Raw genomic sequence first — 18,885 nt, forward strand, 5'->3', positions numbered from 1 at the left:
AGTTACTTGTTAATTTATCATTTGCGTTAATTCTTTCATTGATAACATTTTTAATTTCAAAGAAAAGGTAATTTGCTTTAAATATGAAGGATGATCTAATGAAAGGTATAATTCTTTAATTGCTTTAGATTGGATAATTGGCAAATATAAATCCAAATAATCTTGAAATATTGAAATATTTATACCCCCACTAAATAGGTATTGTGGGTTTCCTGCTAAATTTATTTTTGAATAGCCGATATCAAAATATGGTCTAACCCATTTGCCAATTTTCTTAATTGGTAAATCTGAACTTAAATTTACTGCAAGGATAAAGGAATTACTATTTCCAAGATTATCGCGCTGAGTTAATCCATGAGCAAATTTAAATCCTCCTTGTTTTATTTGAACTTGTTGAGACCAAATACCAGAAACTTCACTCCTCCCTAAAAATAGTTCATCATTTGTATTATCATGATATCCTTGAAATGCCAAGCCAGCGGATCCTCTTGTAGTATTTAATACATTTCTAGATGATATCGCTGTAGATTTTATTTGAGTGTTTAGAGGATAAAAAGAACTTGCAAAACGTATTTCGAAATAGCGCTTTTTAGCAATTCTTAATTTCTTGGTTAAATCCAGATCTATTCTCAAATATTTATTTTCCAAAGAAGTCGCTGATTCAAATTTTTGAAACTCCATTGCCAAATTAAATTCATACGGACTCAAAATTCTATCATTTTTATATTTATAACTCATTTGGTGAATAAAATAATCCTGATATGTCACATATCCTGAGTCTAATTTAAAAGATAGAACTTCATCTTTAATATAGTTTATGTAATAACCAAATCTTGAGTCAATTGACTTCTTTAAATCTGTCCTAAAATTAAATTCAATATATGGCATAATTTTATTATAATGTAATGTTGACAAATGTATTCTATCATCATCATACCCGTACCTTTTAGCCCTAACACCAATGTTAATATTGTGAATTGGACCATTTAAAAAATGCTTCCTAATGGATGCATGAACTCGACCTGCTATACTTTTACTTTTAAAAGCATACATTGGCATTATATTAAAGTCCCAATATCTAGTTGGTAATAATGGTTTTGAAAAATAAAGTCCTGTCATAAAACCATTATAACTATTGAATCCTATAATGGGTGTTATTCCGATTTCAGTCCTAGCTTTATTATCTATAATTGGTAGTAAGCTTAATTTTATGGGTTCCGTTTTTTTAAACAATCCTTGAGTTTTAATTATATTATTATTAGAATACAAATCATAGGACTCATATTTTGGATCAATCATTATCATATCAATATCTTTCTTCGATATTTTTATTTTATTTTTCCCGATAAAACCTGTTACCCATCTTTGGTCAACGACCTTATTATTCTTTATTTCTGATAATATAAAAGGCATTTTTAAAGCTCCCTTATTTTTAATAGTAATAATTCTCTCGTTTGGTCTCGATTTGATTTTGCAAATTTTATAATCCGCCTTAGTATTATTATTTAATGCGTTATCAAAAAGCCAATCTAGATTGTTCGTATCACTTTTAACAAAAATAGATTTTAAATCTTCAGGATACGGATGTTTGAATTTCCATGTATTATAATATAATTGCATCAACTCATCATATTTCTCTATTCCAATATATTTCTCCAAATATAAAAACAATCCACCCGTCTTCATATAAACATCCGTTCCATAATTTAACAAATTAAAATTTTCTGCATTTTGGTTTGGATATTGGTCAATATATTTTCTTGCAAAAATCAAATAACTTAATTCCTTTTCATCTATTTTTCCTAACCACTTTTCTAAAACCGGAGGTAAAAAATGATTAACATCTCTATAAAAATTATTCATATATCTATTTTCATAGTATGTATTTATCCCTTCATCCATAAATGGATGTTCTCTTTCATTTGAAGCTAATATTCCATAAAACCAATTGTGACCAACTTCATGGGTTATCACATTATCTAAGGATCGAAAAGATGCTTCATTTCCAATTACAGTAATCATAGGGTATTCCATTCCTGCGCCAGCACTTAAAGCACTTTCTACTGCTGTAGCTTGAGGCCAAGGATATTCCCCAACATGATCAGAATAAAATTTAATTGCACGGTTTATGAAATGAATTGCATTAAACCAATATTCATTGTAATTAAACATAGCCCAGGTTTCAATTTTTTTACCTGAGTTTAAAATCGCTTCTCCTTTTTGAACATAAAATGATTTATCTGCAAACCAAGCAAAATCATGAACTTGTTCCGCTATATATGTAATCGTTTTATATTCTTTTGAACTTGGGATCTCGTTTGAAAATAAATTAACTTTTTGCTTGATTGCTAAAGAACTTTCCTCAATTCTATCATTTAAGAATGCCTTTTCTTCATTATTCTGAAGGACTCCGGTAGCACCAACTACATAATTCCTTGGTAAACTTATTTGTACTTCAAATCTTCCAAATTCTGAAAAAAACTCGCCTTGATCCAGATATGGCATTAAATGCCATCCTTTTCGATCATATACCGCAGGTTTCGGATACCATTGTGTAATTTGATATGTCTGATTAACGTGGCCTAAACGTGAAAAAGTTTTTGGAATTTTAACATTAAATGGTGTGACAATAGAAATTCTTTCTCCCGGTAGTAAAGGAAATGGTAATATTAACCAAGCCATATCTGGGTTTTTTGAATCTGATTCTAATTTTGCTTTAATACCATTAATTTCAAAATCCAAACCTGATATTTTTCCCAATTGCTCATTAGGAGCATCATAAAATTCTAAGTCCCGTTGTAATATCTTTTGTTTGCAAAAAGCAGTTTGTTTTGATGAGTATGCATTAGGCCATAAGTGAATTCCTATTTTATCCAATACGTCAGGACTATGATTAATATATTCAATCTGTATTTCTGCAGTTAAGGTATTAGAAATATCATCTAATCTAACTTTTATAATATTATTTACTTCTTGTTGAAAATAACTCTTTTGCGCTGAAAGACCATTTCCCCAGATTAATAAAAATAAATACAAAAATATTTTATTCATTTTTTAAGATTTCGTCAAAATTATAACAAATTTGTGTATCATTGCCTAACTGTTTACTTTAACTATAAATAGTTTAAGTATTTTATCCATTCCTTTTAGTAATAATAATTATTTATTGTTATATTTATGGTAAGATATTAAATTAAATATTATTAGGTTGAATAACTTAAATGGTGATATTATTTTATACTTTAATTAATTAAACTAAACTTTAATAAAATGAATAAATTTGATGAAAAATTAGCTCAATATGTTGAAGATGCAAAGAAAATTGGTATTGCAATTGATGAAAATTTACTAAAATTGGTAACCAAAGGGCTAGGACCATCTATCTACAGTAAAGATGCTTCTACCGTAGCTGGTACTGATCAATCTGAATTAGACCGACTAAAAAATAATTTTTTAATCAAAAAACTAGGTTTAAAAGATGGTCCTGAATTAAATGATGCTATCCATGAAGTGCTAAAAATAATGGGGACCTCAAATAAAAACAAACACAGGGCTTTGGTTTATTACCTCTTAACCATTAAATTTAATAAGCAATCTTTATATAAATAAAGTAACTTGGTAAAAAGCCTAATATTAAAATTCAATGTTAGGCTTTTAATACCTTTTCTTTCGTTCCCAATGATTTTGTGCTTCTATTTCTTCTATTAACGTTAGATAGTTATCATATCTTATTCCTGAAATAATGCCTTTAGAAACTCTTAACTTGACCTCACAGTCAGGTTCATTTCTATGTAAACATTGAGCTCCGAAACGACACAATAAAGATGCTTCAAATAGTTCTCTAAAATTATGGGATACATCCATTAATTGAAGATTATTAAACGACATTAACTTTATACCGGGAGTGTCAATGATATACCCTCCATTTATCAATGGTATCATTTCCGAAAAAGTAGTCGTGTGTGTTCCTTTCCCACTAAAACCCGATATTTCGCCAGTTTTTTGTGCACGCCCTTCATGCATTTCATTTAATAAACTACTCTTTCCAACTCCTGACTGTCCACTACATAGTGTTATCTTATTTCTTAATTGTTCGTGTAATTCCTTAATTCCAATTTTATCAATATTTGAAGTTAACAAAACATTATATCCAATTTTTTCATAAATAGTTTTATGTGCGTGGAATATTTCCAATTCCTCTTTCCCATAGATATCAGCCTTATTAAAAACTATTGTAACAGGAATGTTTTGAGGTTCTGTGGATAAAAGAAATCGATCCATAAATCCAGGTTTTAATTGTGGTTCAATAATTGTTGTTACTAAAATAGCTTGATCTATATTCGCTGCAATTAAATGTAACTGATGTTTGTTTTTTGGAGATTGTCTAATTATGTAATTCCTTCTTGGCAATATTTCTGAAATAATTCCAACTTGATTTGAATCTATTGTAAAAAGGATATGATCTCCAACAGCAATTGGATTTGTTAAATCATGTTTATCAAGTTTCATTTTTCCAACCAATCTGCAACTATATATTTGTTGCGAATTCAATTCACGAATTTCATACCAACTCCCTGTAGATCTTTGAACAATACCTTTCATCAATTCGTCATTAATTCAACAGGATTTCCGCCATGAACCGCATGAGACATTTCTTGAATCAATTTGGGATTTTCTTCTATAGCATTTCCAACTACAATCAAGTCAGCTCCTGCATTTAATACCCTTGTGGCACTTAATCCATCTTTAATTCCTCCGCCTACAATAAGAGGCACATCTATTACATTTGATACTTTTGAAATCATTTCTTCAGAAACCAATTTCAAAGCACCACTTCCTGCATCTAGATAAACCAACTTCATACCTAAAAACTGGGCAGCCAATACAGTTGCAACAGCTATTTCTGGCTTATCTCTCGGAATGGGTTGAGTTTGACTTATATAGGCAGCAGTATTACTCTTTTTTCCATCTATTAATAAATAGGCTGTTGGTATAATCTCCAACTTGGTATGATAAAGTTTAGGGGCTATTTCAACCTGTTTTCCAATTAAAAAATCTGCATTACGCCCTGAAACTAATGATAAAAAAAGAAGGGCATCAGCTTGTTGACTAATTTGAAAACCACTTCCGGGAAATAATATAATGGGTGTTTTTGTAAGCTCCCTTATTAATTTTATGGACTCTTCTAATCTATCTTGCAAAATTAAACTACCGCCAACAAAAAAATAATCGACTTGACATTTTTGAGCTTCTAGTAAAATAATTTCTAAGTTTTTCACCTTTAAATGATCCGGATCAATAAGAATTGCTAAACTTTTAATCCCAATGGATCTTTTTTTTGCTAAGGAATTAACTAAGTAATTTGACATAATTTTTCAAAGATAAAAATATTAATATGAATTTTCTTAAATTATTAATTGATCAATAAAAAAAATTAACATAAGATCTAAAATCATTTTCAATCTTCATCTGGTATGAATCTTTATGCGTAATCTGTGTTACAATAGTGGCTTTGACAAATTTGTTACTAATTACATTAAAAATATTTGGACTCATAATGTTTTATCAAATTTTATAACAAAACCAACTGCAAACCAAAATTATTACCCTATATAATTATTAGGGTTTTTATCATAGAATAACTTTAAACTGGTGTGATGCATTACCATTTTTATTATACATTTAGCATCTTCTAAGGAACGACAACTAAATTATAGATTAATATATTATGGATTTAAAATAAATATTTATCCCAGATCATTTAGAAATCATAATTTTTTGGTCGTAAATTAACTAGTAAGATTTGTGATTAAAATTAATTTACTTGTTTCTTTTTATAGTAATACACTACAAATTGAAATCAACCAAAAAACTTAATTTATAGTTTACTCCATTGGGTTCCTTCTTTCCCGTCTTTAAGTTGAATACCAAGTTCTTGAAGGGTATTTCGTATTTTATCAGCAAAGATCCAGTCCTTTCGCTCCCTGATATCCTTCCTAAGATCAATTACTAGACTCATCAATCCATCTATGGTTCCATCCTGATCTGCACTTGATTCATCTTTTAACCCAAAAATCCCCTCAATAAAAATCTTAAGATGTGATACTAATTCCTTCCATGTTTCAACACTATATAATGCCGGATTTATATGACCATCTTTAACAGAATTTATTACACTAGCCAATTCAAATATCGATGCTAAAGCATTAGGAACATTAAAATCATCATTCATATGTTGATATGATTCTGAAATTAACATTAATATTTCATTATCTTTTGGACCATTGTTTTCTAACATTCCTGCGGTAACTTTATCAACCGACCTGTAAGCTTCCATTAGCCTTTTATATCCTTTTTCTGCACCTTGCAGTGCTTCATCCGTTATATCCAATGGACTTCTGTAATGAGCTTGAAGCATGAAAAACTTGAGGGCCATTGGTGTATATGCCTTTGTAATATGAACACTATTCCCCGTGAATAATTCTTCAGGAGAAATCGTATTTCCTTCACTTTTTGACATTTTTCTACCATTTAACAACAACATATTGGTATGTAACCAATATTTCGAAGGAGCTTGACCACAGGCACCAATACTTTGTGCTATTTCATTTTCATGATGTGGAAACTTCAAATCATTTCCTCCTCCATGCAAATCAAATGTTTTTCCTAAATATTTTGTACTCATCGCTGAACACTCAAGATGCCATCCCGGAAATCCTATAGACCATGGAGATGGCCATCTCATTATATGTTCTTCTGACGCTTTGATCCAAAGTGCAAAATCAGAATTATGTCTTTTCTCCTCTTGATTTTTTAAGTTATCTCTTGTTTCTGTTAAAAGTTCGTCAATTATTCTGCCACTTAATTGTCCATATGAATGCTTATCATTTATAAATTTTAATGTATCAAAATATACAGAACCATTTTGCTGATAGGCATATCCTCTTTTCAAAATGTCTTCTATCATTGATATTTGTTCAATTATATGACCAGTTGCCCTTGGTTCAATACTTGGGGATAGTGTATTGAATATCCTCATCATTTCTTCAAATCCATTAGTATATTTATGGGCTATTTCCATTGGCTCTAATTGTTCTAGTCTGGCCCCTTTTGCCATTCTATCTTCACCATCGTCTAGTAAATGTCCGACATCCGTTATATTTCGAACATACCTTACTTTATATCCTGATACCATTAAATACCTGTATATGATATCAAATGAAACGAATGTTCTACAATTTCCCAAATGAACATCATTATAAACTGTTGGGCCACAAACATACATTCCTACTCGACCCTCAATAAGTGGAACAAATATTTCCTTTTCTCTGGTAAGGCTATTATATAAAACAATTTTCTGTATCATTTAACAAAGATATGATTTGTAAATTCTAAGAAGTCTTTGAATTTCATTTTAACACTTTATTAGTTAATTTCTCATTTTTTAACACCATTTTTAAATATTATTGTCATCCAATAATTTTTTCTATCAATTTATTATTTGATTAAATTATAAAAAGAAATTAACTGTTTATTTCCCATATGGAGATATTTTAATTATTATGTCTTAAAATAAATGGAATTAAATAGCCTATATAAATATATTTTCTAAAATAATTCCATTAAGAATATTTAAAAATCCAGTATTATCATTATTTTAAATTATTTATGAATTTCACTCATTATAAACATTTTTAATTACGATTAGTAGGAATTTCAATGCCTAGGTTTAATATCATTTCAAAACATGAAAAATTTTGGCTAGCTCGTCCTTTATATATTTTCAATTGATTATAATCTGCGTAAAGGGCTTTTAAAGCATATTCAATATATAGATATTTGTATAAAGTTATCCTCCAGACTCCTTCTATGCCTATATCAAGACCACCAAATTGAAAGTCGGGGACATTATCATTTCCTAATATTGTGTTTTGTACATGTGGATATAAAAAACCAGCTCCACCTTTTAATAAGATAGAATTATTAAAATATTTATTTGTAAGCTTTTTAACAGTCCATCTATAACCAAGGTTAAATAAAAAGAAATTTGCACCATTATTTAGCTGATATGCTAATACTTGATCATTTCTCTCAATTAAGGTATCAACAGTCAAATTATTTATCAATCCTGTAAGATGTAGTTTTTGACTCGGTACAATAAATTTTGTATGATCAAAATTTAACTCAAATAGCCAATGATCTGAAAGAAAATAGCCCAACCTGTAATTATATTGTGGGATGGTTAATGGTTTATTAAAGATCCCAGTGTTCCATCCAGGCTTATCTTTTCCTTGTACTTGAGTAAAAATAAAATGATTACCTAATTCAGGCTGTATAACTTTAATATCACTCTTTGAATACCATTCCTTATTATATCCCCAACTTAAATAAAGTTGGCCCTTCCTTGTATCATTCGTCTGACAATAATTTTCAATAAGTAATGAAAAATAAATAAATAGTAACAAAAATCCTTTCATATTAATTTCAGATTTAATTTTTGAATCGCTATAGTTTGAACAATTTCTGTATAAATATCCTTCAATTTTAAAATATCCTGATGCGTTAGGGTCTCTCCATTTGATAAATTTAACATTAAAAATTCACAATACTTTAGACCATGACCTGAGCCAATAATTAAAAAACTAGTTTTTATTTCATGAATAATCTTAAAAAAATGATGTGATTTATTATTTTGAATGGCCTGTTCCATAAAGATTATTCGTTCATTTACATCAAATACCCAATTTTGTAATAATTCTACCATAAGTAAATCATCCATATAGGCCATTCGCCTTATATATGTTAAATCAATTGAGGGCTCCATATTCTTGATAGATTTCTTCTATTCTAGGATAAAATATAAACTGTGCTCCCAATTCTGATAATACAAACAAACAAAAGTGATGGTTATGATCTTTATAAACTTTTTGAAAATCCAAAACTTTATCATTTTGTATAATATTTTTCATCACGAATTCTTCCAGACTAGAAGCGTGTACTGACCAAATACCATTATTTCCATTGCCATCTATTACCGGTACACCCATTGATAATTCTTGTTGATGTAAAATAAAAATCGGATACAATGAAACATCTTCTTCTAACATTATATCAAGAGCTGCATTTAATGCTTTTCGATATCTTCGTAAATCATCTTCAAGTTGCAAAAATTTTTCAATACTCGGATTTAACATCTCTAAATAATATAAATGGAATAATTAATATTAAAGAATCAAGTTTTTCATCACAATTTTATTAATAATGCTATGCTCTCAGTATGATTTGTTTGAGGAAACATATCGACAGGTTTAATTCGAGTTACTTTATAATATCCACTAAACAAGGCAATATCTCTTGCTTGAGTAGCTGGATTACAACTAACATAAACGATTTTTTGCGGTCCAAATAGAATTAAATTTTGAATGACATCCTGATGTAATCCTGCCCTTGGAGGATCGATTATAACTACATCTGGGTTGCCATGGTTTAACACTAATTCTTCATTCAAAATCATTTTTACATCTCCTGAATAAAATCGAATATTGTTAATATTATTTAATCTAGCATTACATTCAGCATCTAATACAGCTTCAGGAATTTCTTCAATTCCAATAATTAATTTAGCGTCTTTTGCTAAAAAGATTCCTATGCTTCCCACTCCGCAATATAAATCATACACTATTTCCTGACCAGATAATTCAGCGAATGACCTAATTAACTGATACAATTTTATTGATTGTAAAGTATTTGTTTGAAAAAATGATTTTGGACCTATTTGAAATGTAACATGTTCCATTTTTTCTAACAAATGGTCATTCCCAAATACTTTACAACATTCTAAATCAAACCAGGAATCATTTTTTTTCTTATTAATGGTATAATATGCTGATACTATATTAGAAAATCTATTTTTTAATTCAAGAAATAATTCTGTAATTTGGTCAGATATAGGTTCTGATATAGATAATACAACCATAACTTCCTCTATTTGATTTGTGCGAATAATCAAATTTCTTAAAATTCCTGTATGTTGTTTGATATTATAAAATGAAATAAAATGTTCAAGAGCATATGATCGTATGAAATTTCTAATTAGATCTGATATCTCAATTTGTAAATGACACTGATTAATATCGACAATTCTATCAAATGTCTCTGGTCTATGAAATCCTAATGCCCCAATTAATTCAAACCTTTTTTCACTCTTTATCTCTTCATTTGTCAACCATTTAAAGGTAGAAAAGGTGAACTCCAATTTGTTTCTATAATTGTAAATATTTTCACATGGAAGAATACTTTCTATAATCAAAGGATCCAATTTTCCAATTTTCAACATTGCATCTCCTACTAATTGCTCTTTTTGTTGGATCTGTTCAGTATATTCTAGTTGTTGCCAACTGCAGCCACCACATACGCCAAAATGTTCACATTTTGGATTTACTCTATGTCTTGAATATTTAATTATACTTTCTGTTTGACCTGTCCAGACTCCTTTCCTTTTCCTATTAAGGGATACTACTGCAAGATCCCCAGGAACTGCTCCTTTTGCAAAAATAACTATTCCTTCTTCCGTTCTTCCTACTGCTAATCCTTTATGTGCAATTCCAGTAAAGTCTACTTCAACTTTTTTATAAGTCTTTTTTCTCATTTATTTTTACTTAATATAAATTCTGTTCTCCTATTATTTCGCCTCCCCTCCTCATTCAAATTATCGTCAATAGGATTTGATTCCCCTTTGCCAAAACAGCTTATTCGCTCTCTTAATATCCCTTTATTTACCAAAAAATCACCGACAACTTGTGCTCGATTTAGAGATAACAATAAATTATCTTCTTCGCTTCCTATATTGTCTGTATGGCCTATAATTACTATATTAAAATTCGATTTCTGTTTGATCATAAGATATAATTCATTGAGTTCAAAAATAGATTCATCTCTCAATTTGACCGAGTTTGATTCAAATAATATATTTTTTAAAACAATGGATTGTTCCTCTTCATCCTCTTTAGTTAAAAACCAGGAAATTTTTCTAGGATAATATTCTAGATTTAATTCCAGACTGTTGAATTGGTCAGATAATAATACATACTTTGCTTTTGTTATGTGTATTCCTAATATATTACCCAAAGGAATGGAGATAAATAATTGACCATTAATATCCGTATGATCTTGAAAGAATACTTGATTTGTTTGTAAGTTAACAATTTTTACGAATGCTTTCTCAATGGGTAGCAAGGTCAATTTATCTTTTACAGTAATTTCAAAATATATACTGTGATTAGGTCTTAATACTTTTGGTAAATCAAATTGATAAATATCCAAATTCTTTGTTTGGTTATTAAGAATAGATTCATTATCGCTTACAAAATATGCTGTGGCTCCATTAAAATCAACCCTCAAAGATGATTCATCGTTTGGTGTATTTATTGGATAACCTAAATTTTGTGGTTTACTCCATTGATGTATCCCAATAAGTTTAGAATAAAAAATATCTTTTGAGCCCATCCCGATGTGACCATCAGAACTAAAATATAATGTCCTTCCATCCATATGCATAAATGGGCATTCTTCATCCCATATGGTATTAATTTTTGCCCCTAAATTTTGAGGTGTTGACCATGAATTGTTTTGCAACTTTTTACTAAACCAAATATCTTTTCCTCCAATACTACCTTTTCGATTACTTGTAAAGTATAACTCATTACCATTATTTGTTAAACATGCTTGAGACTCAAAAGATGCGGAATTTATTTTCTCACCTAAGTTTATCGCTGTTGTCCATTTACCATTTATTTTCTTACTAATATATAAATCACACCCTCCGTAACTATCTCTTCTGTCACACGATGTAAATATCAGTATATTACCATCTGGTGAAATTGCCGGCGCTCCTTCGTTGTAAATTGAATTAAGTTCTTTTATTGGTTGAGGAAAAGTCCAATTGGTATCTGCTTTATATGAAATATATAAATCTTCATTATCGCGAATCCTACGTGTAAAAACTATTGTTTTGCCATCTCCTGTAAAGCTTGGTAAAAATTCAGAATATGAACTGTTCAAGTTATTTACCAATAATGGTTTAAAATCTACTTGATGTTGAATTGCAGAATCCGCAAATGAATAAATTGGTAAAAATCGTTTCGCCTTATTTATGAGATCTGAATTTTCTTTTTCACTTAATAAATAAATTTCCATATTTACTTTTGCACTATCGTATTTTTTTATCTGATAATAAGATAAAGCAAGTGTATAATAAATTTTATTATTATAAAAAGAATCTAATTGCAAAGCACTTTGAAAATATCTTATTCCTTGATCATATTTTGCCAAATCATAATTAATTGAGGCTAATTTGATATAAGAGTCAATAAAATGATTTTCTTTTTGAATAGTTTTTTTAAAATATTCTTCAGCTAATTTAAGTTGATTTTCCTTGTATGCTTGATCTCCCTTTTTATAAACTTTTAGGATCTTAGCTGATATTGTATTTATTGTTTTGTAATTCTGACTAAAGGAAACATGAATTGAGTTGTAAAAAAAAATTATAATCAAAACATATTTCATTGTCATATATTATCACAAAATAAATATTATGATAATTTGATTTCTGCTAATAGTTTGGTTGCTGGTTCATAACCCAGTTCAGATGCTTTTTTAAAATCCAATATATAATCTGACTTTCCTGCTGCCTTTCTTGCTAATCCTCGTTGCATAAATAATTCTGGATGAGTCCCCTTTTTAGCTGTTGGTTCTAAAGCAAGACTTTTATCAAAAGCTGCCAGAGATTCATCAATTTGACCCAATGCAAAGAAAACTTTTCCATAATTAAACCAAGCCATAGCCAAATGTTTAAAATTAGGATCTGATTCTGTGAAGGTCCTTGATGTAAATAATTTATATTCAAATGCCGCTTTTTCGAAGTCTTTTAATTCAATATAGCATATTGCTTTAACTCGTCTTGCTGCCCAATAAATGGGTTGTAGAGCAATTGATTGTTTTGTTGCTTCTTCTAAACAAATAAGAGCTTCCTTAAAATTTTTCTTTACCATATAGGTCCTTCCTAAACCATAATGTGAAGAGGCATTCATTTGATCAAAGGCAATACTCTTATTAAAATCATAAATCGCATCTTCAAAGTTTTTAAGATGGTAATTCATATAGCCTCGCTTTTCATATGCTTGGGAATGCCTTTCATATTTTTCAATGGCCTCGGTCAACATTTTTATAGCTTCTACTTCCGAACCGATTTCTTCTGATTTTCTTTTACCTTCTTGATATAATGCTATTGTACTTTTTTCACCAAGAGGTTCAATGTGAGCATATTGAAGAATTTTACCATTATCAGTCATCCAAGCATTTATGACACCAGAAAAAGAAAATTGAGCGCAATACTCTAATGATAATATTGTGTTTTTCCACATTTTTTCCGAAATATTACCAATAAAACGTCCAAGGTTCATGGTAAAGTCCTTTTCAAAAAAGATTTCATCTGAAATTTTGAATACCAACTCTCTCTTATGAATTGTCTCTAACCTCTGATTGTATAATTGTACAACTTTTTGAAAACTTCTATCATTTCCAAACTCCAGTTTCCCTTGAATTATAACTTTGTACAATTGTTGTGTTTGCATATGAAAAAGTTGGATTATTATTAAAGTTTAATATTTAAATTTAATTTGTTTATAAAATTCAATATTAAACACATTAAATAGAATTATATATGTGAAATATTCTAATAAACAAATTAAAAAAATATATATATAACTAATAAAATTATTATATTGGGTAATTTGTTTTCCAATGCAAATTTCACTAAAATAATTTAAATCTCAAAACTTATGTGTTACTTATTTAAAGCTAAGTTTATATAAATTTTAATCAAGATGTATAATGAATTGATTTTATTATATTTACGTAATTATTGATGTTAGTTTAATAAAGCTTTATTAGAACAATAAGTACAACCAAGAAAAGATTAAATTATGGTGACTTTTTAAAAGACTTTATAAAAAATATTTTTTTCCATTAATTATTACTCTATTTGGCCTTTTTAATTTCTAGTTGTTCAGAAGTTAAACCAAATCTCCTTTCTCGGGATTGATAATCAATAATTGCATCGTATAGGTTTTCCTTACTAAAATCAGGCCAAAGCGTTTCAGTAAAATAGAGTTCAGAATACGCCAACTGCCACAATAAAAAATTTGAAATTCGATGCTCTCCACTAGTTCTTATTAAAAGTTCTGGATCTGGAATATTTGCAGTATTTAAATATTGAACAAATTGCATTTCATCTATTGGCCCTTTTTTCTGCTGTGAGTCAAAATCTAATAACATAGTATTTATCGCAGAAACAATTTCCCATCTAGAACTATAATTTAATGCTAAAATTAAATGTAATCCATCATTCATTTTTGTATCTAAAATGGCTTGTTTCAAAACTTCTTGCGTTTTAGTCGGAAGTTTGCTCAAATCACCTATTGTTGATAATTTAATGTTATTTTTTGTTAAAGTTTTTAATTCCACCTTTAATGTTTCGACTAATAAGGACATCAATCCTGTTACTTCTGCAATAGGTCTATTCCAGTTTTCAGTAGAAAAGGCGTACAAACTTAGATATTTGATTCCCATTTCTGCACATGCTTCCGTTACTCGATGTACGGCTTTTACTCCATTCTTATGACCGAACAATCTTGGCTGACCGGTTTTTTTTGCCCAACGCCCATTTCCATCCATTATTATCGCGATATGGTCTGGCAATCTTTTTAAATCTATTTTATCCTTCATTTATTGAAATCATTAAGTAAAGATACATAACTTGAATTAAAGCATAAACTTTGACTGCTTTTTAAGATTTAATTAAAACCAAATCATTCATTTCACTGGTTAATTGTTAGTCTAGGACTAATTTTGTATCAAATAAACTTCTAAGATTTGATATGATTTATTCGTTTCTTTGTATTGGTAATTCTGAATTATACGATGTATCATATCATACTTTGTTTTTTAACTTCTTTCATGGTAACTTTTATTGCTATTCCCTCGATAATTAGAATCGCAAAAGTTAAAAAACTAACTGATGATCCAGGGGAGCGCGGATCTCATAATAAAAGTGTTCCAACTTTAGGTGGAATTGGACTTTTTGCCGGTGTAATATTTAGTATTATTTTATGGACTCCCTTTGAAGTTTTTGGAAATTTACAATATATTTTATGTGCTTTCGTAATCATTTTTTTAATCGGCGCAAAAGATGATTTACTTCCTTTAACACCCTATAAAAAAATGATCGGTCAAACGTTTGCTGCTTTTATTTTAGTTTTTAAAGCAAATATTCGAATTACTAGTTTATATGGAATTTTTGGAATTAATCTTTTACCCGAATGGATCAGCATATTTCTTTCATTATTTACCATTTTAGTTATTATTAATGCATTCAATTTATTGGATGGTATTGATGGCTTTTGTGCTAGCGTCGGCATTCTAATATGTATAACCTTAGGATTTTGGTTCAAAATGACAGATCAAATAGTGCTTTGCATTATTGCTTCGGCATTATTAGGGTCATTAATGGCTTTTTTAAAATTTAACCTAACTCCAGCTCAAATATTTATGGGTGATACTGGATCTATGTTAATTGGCATTATTTGCTCCATTTTAGTTATTCGATTTATTGAACACCCAAATATATACAACGAGTTTAATTTTGAAATCAATGCTTCTCCAGCCATCGGTGTTGCTTTACTTTTTTTGCCTCTTTTTGATACTTTGCGCGTATTTATCGTACGTTTAATACATCAAAGATCACCATTTAAAGCAGATCGTCAACATGTCCATCATATCATATTGGATTCAGGCTTAAATCATCTTCAAACAACTGCGCTTTTATTAATTATTAATGTTATTATTCTTGGAATTATTGTTTCCTTGCAGTTTCTTGGGAATTTAAATTTAGTCATAATTATTCTGTCTTTCAGTTTGTTTTTTGCCCTGTTTTTAGAATATTTAAGAATTAAGAAAAATGTAGGTAAACAAAAAATTTAAACATGCTAATCAAGCTTATTCTAATTTTTCTTGGCGGTGGTTTAGGAAGTTGCGTACGTTTTCTAATTGTTTATTTGAACCCTAATATAATAAAAACGATTCCTATAGCAACATTAATTGCCAACGGACTTGCATCATTTGTTTTAGGAATCTATTTTTATAACTTTAAAACAAATCCTAATGAAGCATGGATTAAATATTTCATTATGTTAGGTTTTTGTGGTGGCTTAAGTACATTTTCTACTTTTTCCGGAGAATTAATGGAATATATTTGGAACCATCAATTTTGGCATTTTTTTATATATATTATCCTAAGTATTAGCTGTTGTTTGATCTGTTTCTATTTTGGGTTTGAAATTAAAAGAACATTAAATTAATCGAGATATTGTACATTATTATAGCTTCAATTTGAACTTCTATAAATATTTTTTGTCCTTGTATTAGTTATTAATACATTGTCAATTAATATTTTTTATATATTTGCAAAAAAATAATATGAATCAAACTGCCACTCATTTAGAATTTAAAGTTAAAGACATAAAGTTAGCAGAATGGGGACGCAAGGAAATTGAACTTGCAGAAGCCGAAATGCCAGGGCTAATGTCATTAAGAGAAGAATATAGTAAATCCAAACCTTTAATGGGTGCTCGGATTGCCGGTTGTCTGCATATGACCATCCAAACAGCTGTTTTAATTGAAACTCTAACTGCTCTTGGAGCTGAAGTTAGTTGGTCTTCTTGTAATATTTTTTCAACCCAAGATCATGCAGCAGCTGCAATCGCAGCTGTTGGAATTCCCGTTTTTGCCTGGAAAGGAATGAACGAAATTGAATTTAATTGGTGTATCGAGCAAACTTTATTTGCTTTTAAAGGAGGGCTTCCTTTAAATATGATCCTTGATGATGGTGGTGATTTAACAAATTTAGTGCTTGATAAATATCCAGAACTTACGAGTTCAATTAAAGGTATTTCGGAAGAAACAACGACTGGTGTACATAGATTATATGAACGAGTAAAGAACGGAACGCTTCCTATCCCAGCAATCAATATTAATGATTCAGTGACAAAATCGAAATTTGATAATAAATATGGCTGTAAAGAATCATGTGTTGACGCTATTCGTCGTGCTACAGACATTATGATGGCTGGCAAAGTTGCGGTTGTTGCTGGATATGGTGATGTTGGTAAAGGTTCCGCAGCTTCGCTTAAAGGAGCTGGTTGTAGAGTTATAATTACTGAAATTGATCCTATCTGTGCGCTTCAAGCTGCTATGGATGGTTTCCAAGTATTAAAAATGGAAAATGCTGTCAAATTGGCAAATATCATAGTTACTGCAACAGGAAATTGTGACATCATTACTGAAAAATATTTCAGATTAATGAAAGATAAAACTATTGTATGTAACATTGGACATTTTGATAATGAAATTGATGTTGCCTGGTTAAATACAAATTATGGAGCAACAAAAGTTGAAATTAAACCTCAAGTAGACAAATATACTATTGATGGTAATGATATTTTACTTCTTGCAGAAGGACGTCTTGTTAATTTAGGTTGTGCCACAGGTCATCCATCATTTGTTATGTCAAATTCATTCACAAACCAAGTTATTGCACAATTAGAATTGTGGAATAATTCCGATGCATATGAAAATAAAGTCTATACCTTACCAAAACATCTCGATGAACAGGTTGCTAGACTTCATTTAAGTAAAATTGGAGTTGAACTTGAAGAACTTAAAGACCATCAAGCTAAATATATTGGAGTCAATAAATCTGGTCCCTTTAAACCTGATTATTATCGATACTAAAATCAACATATTGTTTCCAAGGAATAAAGCCGCTTTGATTAAAATTCAATGCGGCTTTTTTTAATTTGTATTTTATGCAAAGTAATAAAACCCTTTATTTGTTCCTTTACTTTTGCTTATTTAAGACAGTTTATATAAATGCCCAATTAAACCCACGTATTTTTTTTAAACCATCAGATTCGTTAAATCACACCAGAATTTTATTAGCTGGCGCTTTTACTTTTTGTACTTATTCAACTTTTTCGATAGGTCTTTATCATGCGTGGTATAAAAAACACAACTTAACTAAATTTCATTATTTTAACGATTTTGGAGAGTGGCAACAAATGGATAAATTGGGCCATTTATTTAATGGTTATTTTCAAAGTGACTTCTGCTACAACGGGGCTTTGTGGACTGGAGTCAACAGGAAAAAAAGTCTGTGGATAGGAATTGGAATCAGTCAATTATTTCAAACCACAATTGAACTTTTTGATGGGCATTCTAAGGACTGGGGCTTTTCCTGGCCTGACATAGCTGCAAATTTAGTAGGTTCAACATTTTTTTTAGGTCAAGATCTCCTTTGGCATAAACAAAAATTACTCTTAAAGTTTTCAACTTTCCCTACAAAATACTCACTGAATCCAGTCATCAAAGAAAGAGTTAAAGAAATCTATGGCACCCATTTATTGGAAAAATTACTTAAGGACTATAATGCCCAAACATATTGGCTGTCCTTTAACCCCAATCTATTTGCTGCAAAGTTACCTTGGCCTCCATTTCTAAATTTTTCAATTGGATATGGTTCTTCCGGACTATATGGTGCTTATGAAAATGCATGGATAGATAATCAAGGCCTTAATATAAATCTAGACGCTCAGTCAAATCCAAGATTACATCAGTATTATTTTTCTTTTGATTTGGACTTAAGAAAAATTCATGTGAAAAATCATTTTTTAAAAACAAGTCTTAGAATTCTAAATATTATTAAATTTCCATCACCAACCTTAGAACTTAATTCGAAAGGCGTTTTAAAAGGACATTGGCTCTATTTTTAAA

At 29.5% G+C, this 18,885-nt stretch carries 16 protein-coding genes; 5 read left to right on the top strand and 11 right to left on the bottom strand.

Translation table 11 applies throughout. The annotated features are described in order from the left end of the window. Nucleotides 1–9 precede the first annotated feature (9 nt). The gene (locus IPK88_05985) at nucleotides 10–3,051 is read right to left on the bottom strand and encodes a M1 family metallopeptidase (GenBank protein ID MBK8242953.1); all 3,042 of its coding nucleotides are present in this window, start codon (nucleotides 3,049–3,051) and stop codon (nucleotides 10–12) included. A gap of 219 nt (nucleotides 3,052–3,270) precedes the next feature. Here IPK88_05985 and IPK88_05990 point away from each other — a divergent pair, with 219 nt between their 5' ends. Next, nucleotides 3,271–3,609 carry a DUF2853 family protein gene (locus IPK88_05990; GenBank protein MBK8242954.1) on the top strand — a complete coding sequence of 113 codons (339 nt, stop codon included), beginning with the start codon at nucleotides 3,271–3,273 and terminating at the stop codon, nucleotides 3,607–3,609. Nucleotides 3,610–3,654: 45 nt separating this feature from the next. On the opposite strand, the gene rsgA is transcribed toward IPK88_05990, so the two are convergent. From rsgA to IPK88_06040, 10 genes are all read right to left on the bottom strand, one after another. After that, nucleotides 3,655–4,602: a ribosome small subunit-dependent GTPase A gene (gene rsgA, locus IPK88_05995; GenBank protein MBK8242955.1), complete on the bottom strand. Its 948-nt coding sequence runs from the start codon at nucleotides 4,600–4,602 to the stop codon at nucleotides 3,655–3,657. Beyond that, entirely contained in the window at nucleotides 4,602–5,369 is a 768-nt protein-coding gene (locus tag IPK88_06000) for a geranylgeranylglyceryl/heptaprenylglyceryl phosphate synthase (GenBank protein MBK8242956.1), read from the bottom strand. Before IPK88_06000 ends, rsgA begins: the two co-directional genes overlap by 1 nt. 509 nt (nucleotides 5,370–5,878) lie before the next feature. After that, nucleotides 5,879–7,366 carry a cysteine--tRNA ligase gene (locus tag IPK88_06005; GenBank protein MBK8242957.1) on the bottom strand — a complete coding sequence of 496 codons (1,488 nt, stop codon included), beginning with the start codon at nucleotides 7,364–7,366 and terminating at the stop codon, nucleotides 5,879–5,881. A 328-nt stretch (nucleotides 7,367–7,694) separates the two neighbouring features. Beyond that, nucleotides 7,695–8,477 (bottom strand): hypothetical protein, encoded by a 783-nt coding sequence (locus IPK88_06010; GenBank protein ID MBK8242958.1) that lies wholly within the window; start codon nucleotides 8,475–8,477, stop codon nucleotides 7,695–7,697. Further along, entirely contained in the window at nucleotides 8,474–8,824 is a 351-nt protein-coding gene (locus IPK88_06015; protein MBK8242959.1) for a hypothetical protein, read from the bottom strand. Before IPK88_06015 ends, IPK88_06010 begins: the two co-directional genes overlap by 4 nt. Further along, the gene (locus tag IPK88_06020) at nucleotides 8,808–9,194 is read right to left on the bottom strand and encodes a hypothetical protein (GenBank protein MBK8242960.1); all 387 of its coding nucleotides are present in this window, start codon (nucleotides 9,192–9,194) and stop codon (nucleotides 8,808–8,810) included. The genes IPK88_06015 and IPK88_06020 overlap by 17 nt, the downstream gene beginning before the upstream one ends. A 50-nt stretch (nucleotides 9,195–9,244) precedes the next feature. Next, nucleotides 9,245–10,648: a 23S rRNA (uracil(1939)-C(5))-methyltransferase RlmD gene (rlmD, locus tag IPK88_06025; protein ID MBK8242961.1), complete on the bottom strand. Its 1,404-nt coding sequence runs from the start codon at nucleotides 10,646–10,648 to the stop codon at nucleotides 9,245–9,247. After that, nucleotides 10,645–12,564, bottom strand: a complete 1,920-nt coding sequence (locus IPK88_06030; GenBank protein MBK8242962.1) for a PD40 domain-containing protein — start codon at nucleotides 12,562–12,564, stop codon at nucleotides 10,645–10,647. Before IPK88_06030 ends, rlmD begins: the two co-directional genes overlap by 4 nt. Before the next feature lie 26 nt (nucleotides 12,565–12,590). After that, nucleotides 12,591–13,631, bottom strand: coding sequence for a tetratricopeptide repeat protein (locus IPK88_06035; protein ID MBK8242963.1), 1,041 nt, complete (start codon nucleotides 13,629–13,631; stop codon nucleotides 12,591–12,593). 406 nt (nucleotides 13,632–14,037) lie between these two features. Beyond that, nucleotides 14,038–14,784, bottom strand: coding sequence for an isoprenyl transferase (locus tag IPK88_06040; protein MBK8242964.1), 747 nt, complete (start codon nucleotides 14,782–14,784; stop codon nucleotides 14,038–14,040). Between the two features lie 195 nt (nucleotides 14,785–14,979). On the opposite strand from IPK88_06040, the gene IPK88_06045 reads away from it, so the two are divergent. From IPK88_06045 to IPK88_06060, 4 genes are all read left to right on the top strand, one after another. After that, nucleotides 14,980–16,038, top strand: coding sequence for an undecaprenyl/decaprenyl-phosphate alpha-N-acetylglucosaminyl 1-phosphate transferase (locus IPK88_06045; GenBank protein MBK8242965.1), 1,059 nt, complete (start codon nucleotides 14,980–14,982; stop codon nucleotides 16,036–16,038). 2 nt (nucleotides 16,039–16,040) lie between these two features. Then, nucleotides 16,041–16,415, top strand: coding sequence for a CrcB family protein (locus IPK88_06050; protein MBK8242966.1), 375 nt, complete (start codon nucleotides 16,041–16,043; stop codon nucleotides 16,413–16,415). 118 nt (nucleotides 16,416–16,533) lie between these two features. Further along, nucleotides 16,534–17,847, top strand: a complete 1,314-nt coding sequence (locus IPK88_06055; protein ID MBK8242967.1) for an adenosylhomocysteinase — start codon at nucleotides 16,534–16,536, stop codon at nucleotides 17,845–17,847. 74 nt (nucleotides 17,848–17,921) lie between these two features. Next, nucleotides 17,922–18,884, top strand: coding sequence for a DUF2279 domain-containing protein (locus IPK88_06060; protein ID MBK8242968.1), 963 nt, complete (start codon nucleotides 17,922–17,924; stop codon nucleotides 18,882–18,884). Nucleotide 18,885 lies beyond the last annotated feature (1 nt).

Origin of the sequence: Candidatus Defluviibacterium haderslevense (assembly GCA_016712225.1) — a bacterium.
GTDB classification, from domain to species: Bacteria; Bacteroidota; Bacteroidia; order Chitinophagales; family Saprospiraceae; genus Vicinibacter; species Vicinibacter haderslevensis.

Bases quoted from the DNA above. Each gene is read 5' to 3' on its own strand.
- IPK88_05985 (MBK8242953.1), bottom strand. From the start codon at position 3,051: ATGAATAAAATATTTTTGTATTTATTTTTATTAATCTGGGGAAATGGT.
- IPK88_05990 (MBK8242954.1), top strand. From the start codon at position 3,271: ATGAATAAATTTGATGAAAAATTAGCTCAATATGTTGAAGATGCAAAG.
- rsgA (MBK8242955.1), bottom strand. From the start codon at position 4,602: ATGAAAGGTATTGTTCAAAGATCTACAGGGAGTTGGTATGAAATTCGT.
- IPK88_06000 (MBK8242956.1), bottom strand. From the start codon at position 5,369: ATGTCAAATTACTTAGTTAATTCCTTAGCAAAAAAAAGATCCATTGGG.
- IPK88_06005 (MBK8242957.1), bottom strand. From the start codon at position 7,366: ATGATACAGAAAATTGTTTTATATAATAGCCTTACCAGAGAAAAGGAA.
- IPK88_06010 (MBK8242958.1), bottom strand. From the start codon at position 8,477: ATGAAAGGATTTTTGTTACTATTTATTTATTTTTCATTACTTATTGAA.
- IPK88_06015 (MBK8242959.1), bottom strand. From the start codon at position 8,824: ATGGAGCCCTCAATTGATTTAACATATATAAGGCGAATGGCCTATATG.
- IPK88_06020 (MBK8242960.1), bottom strand. From the start codon at position 9,194: ATGTTAAATCCGAGTATTGAAAAATTTTTGCAACTTGAAGATGATTTA.
- rlmD (MBK8242961.1), bottom strand. From the start codon at position 10,648: ATGAGAAAAAAGACTTATAAAAAAGTTGAAGTAGACTTTACTGGAATT.
- IPK88_06030 (MBK8242962.1), bottom strand. From the start codon at position 12,564: ATGAAATATGTTTTGATTATAATTTTTTTTTACAACTCAATTCATGTT.
- IPK88_06035 (MBK8242963.1), bottom strand. From the start codon at position 13,631: ATGCAAACACAACAATTGTACAAAGTTATAATTCAAGGGAAACTGGAG.
- IPK88_06040 (MBK8242964.1), bottom strand. From the start codon at position 14,784: ATGAAGGATAAAATAGATTTAAAAAGATTGCCAGACCATATCGCGATA.
- IPK88_06045 (MBK8242965.1), top strand. From the start codon at position 14,980: ATGTATCATATCATACTTTGTTTTTTAACTTCTTTCATGGTAACTTTT.
- IPK88_06050 (MBK8242966.1), top strand. From the start codon at position 16,041: ATGCTAATCAAGCTTATTCTAATTTTTCTTGGCGGTGGTTTAGGAAGT.
- IPK88_06055 (MBK8242967.1), top strand. From the start codon at position 16,534: ATGAATCAAACTGCCACTCATTTAGAATTTAAAGTTAAAGACATAAAG.
- IPK88_06060 (MBK8242968.1), top strand. From the start codon at position 17,922: ATGCAAAGTAATAAAACCCTTTATTTGTTCCTTTACTTTTGCTTATTT.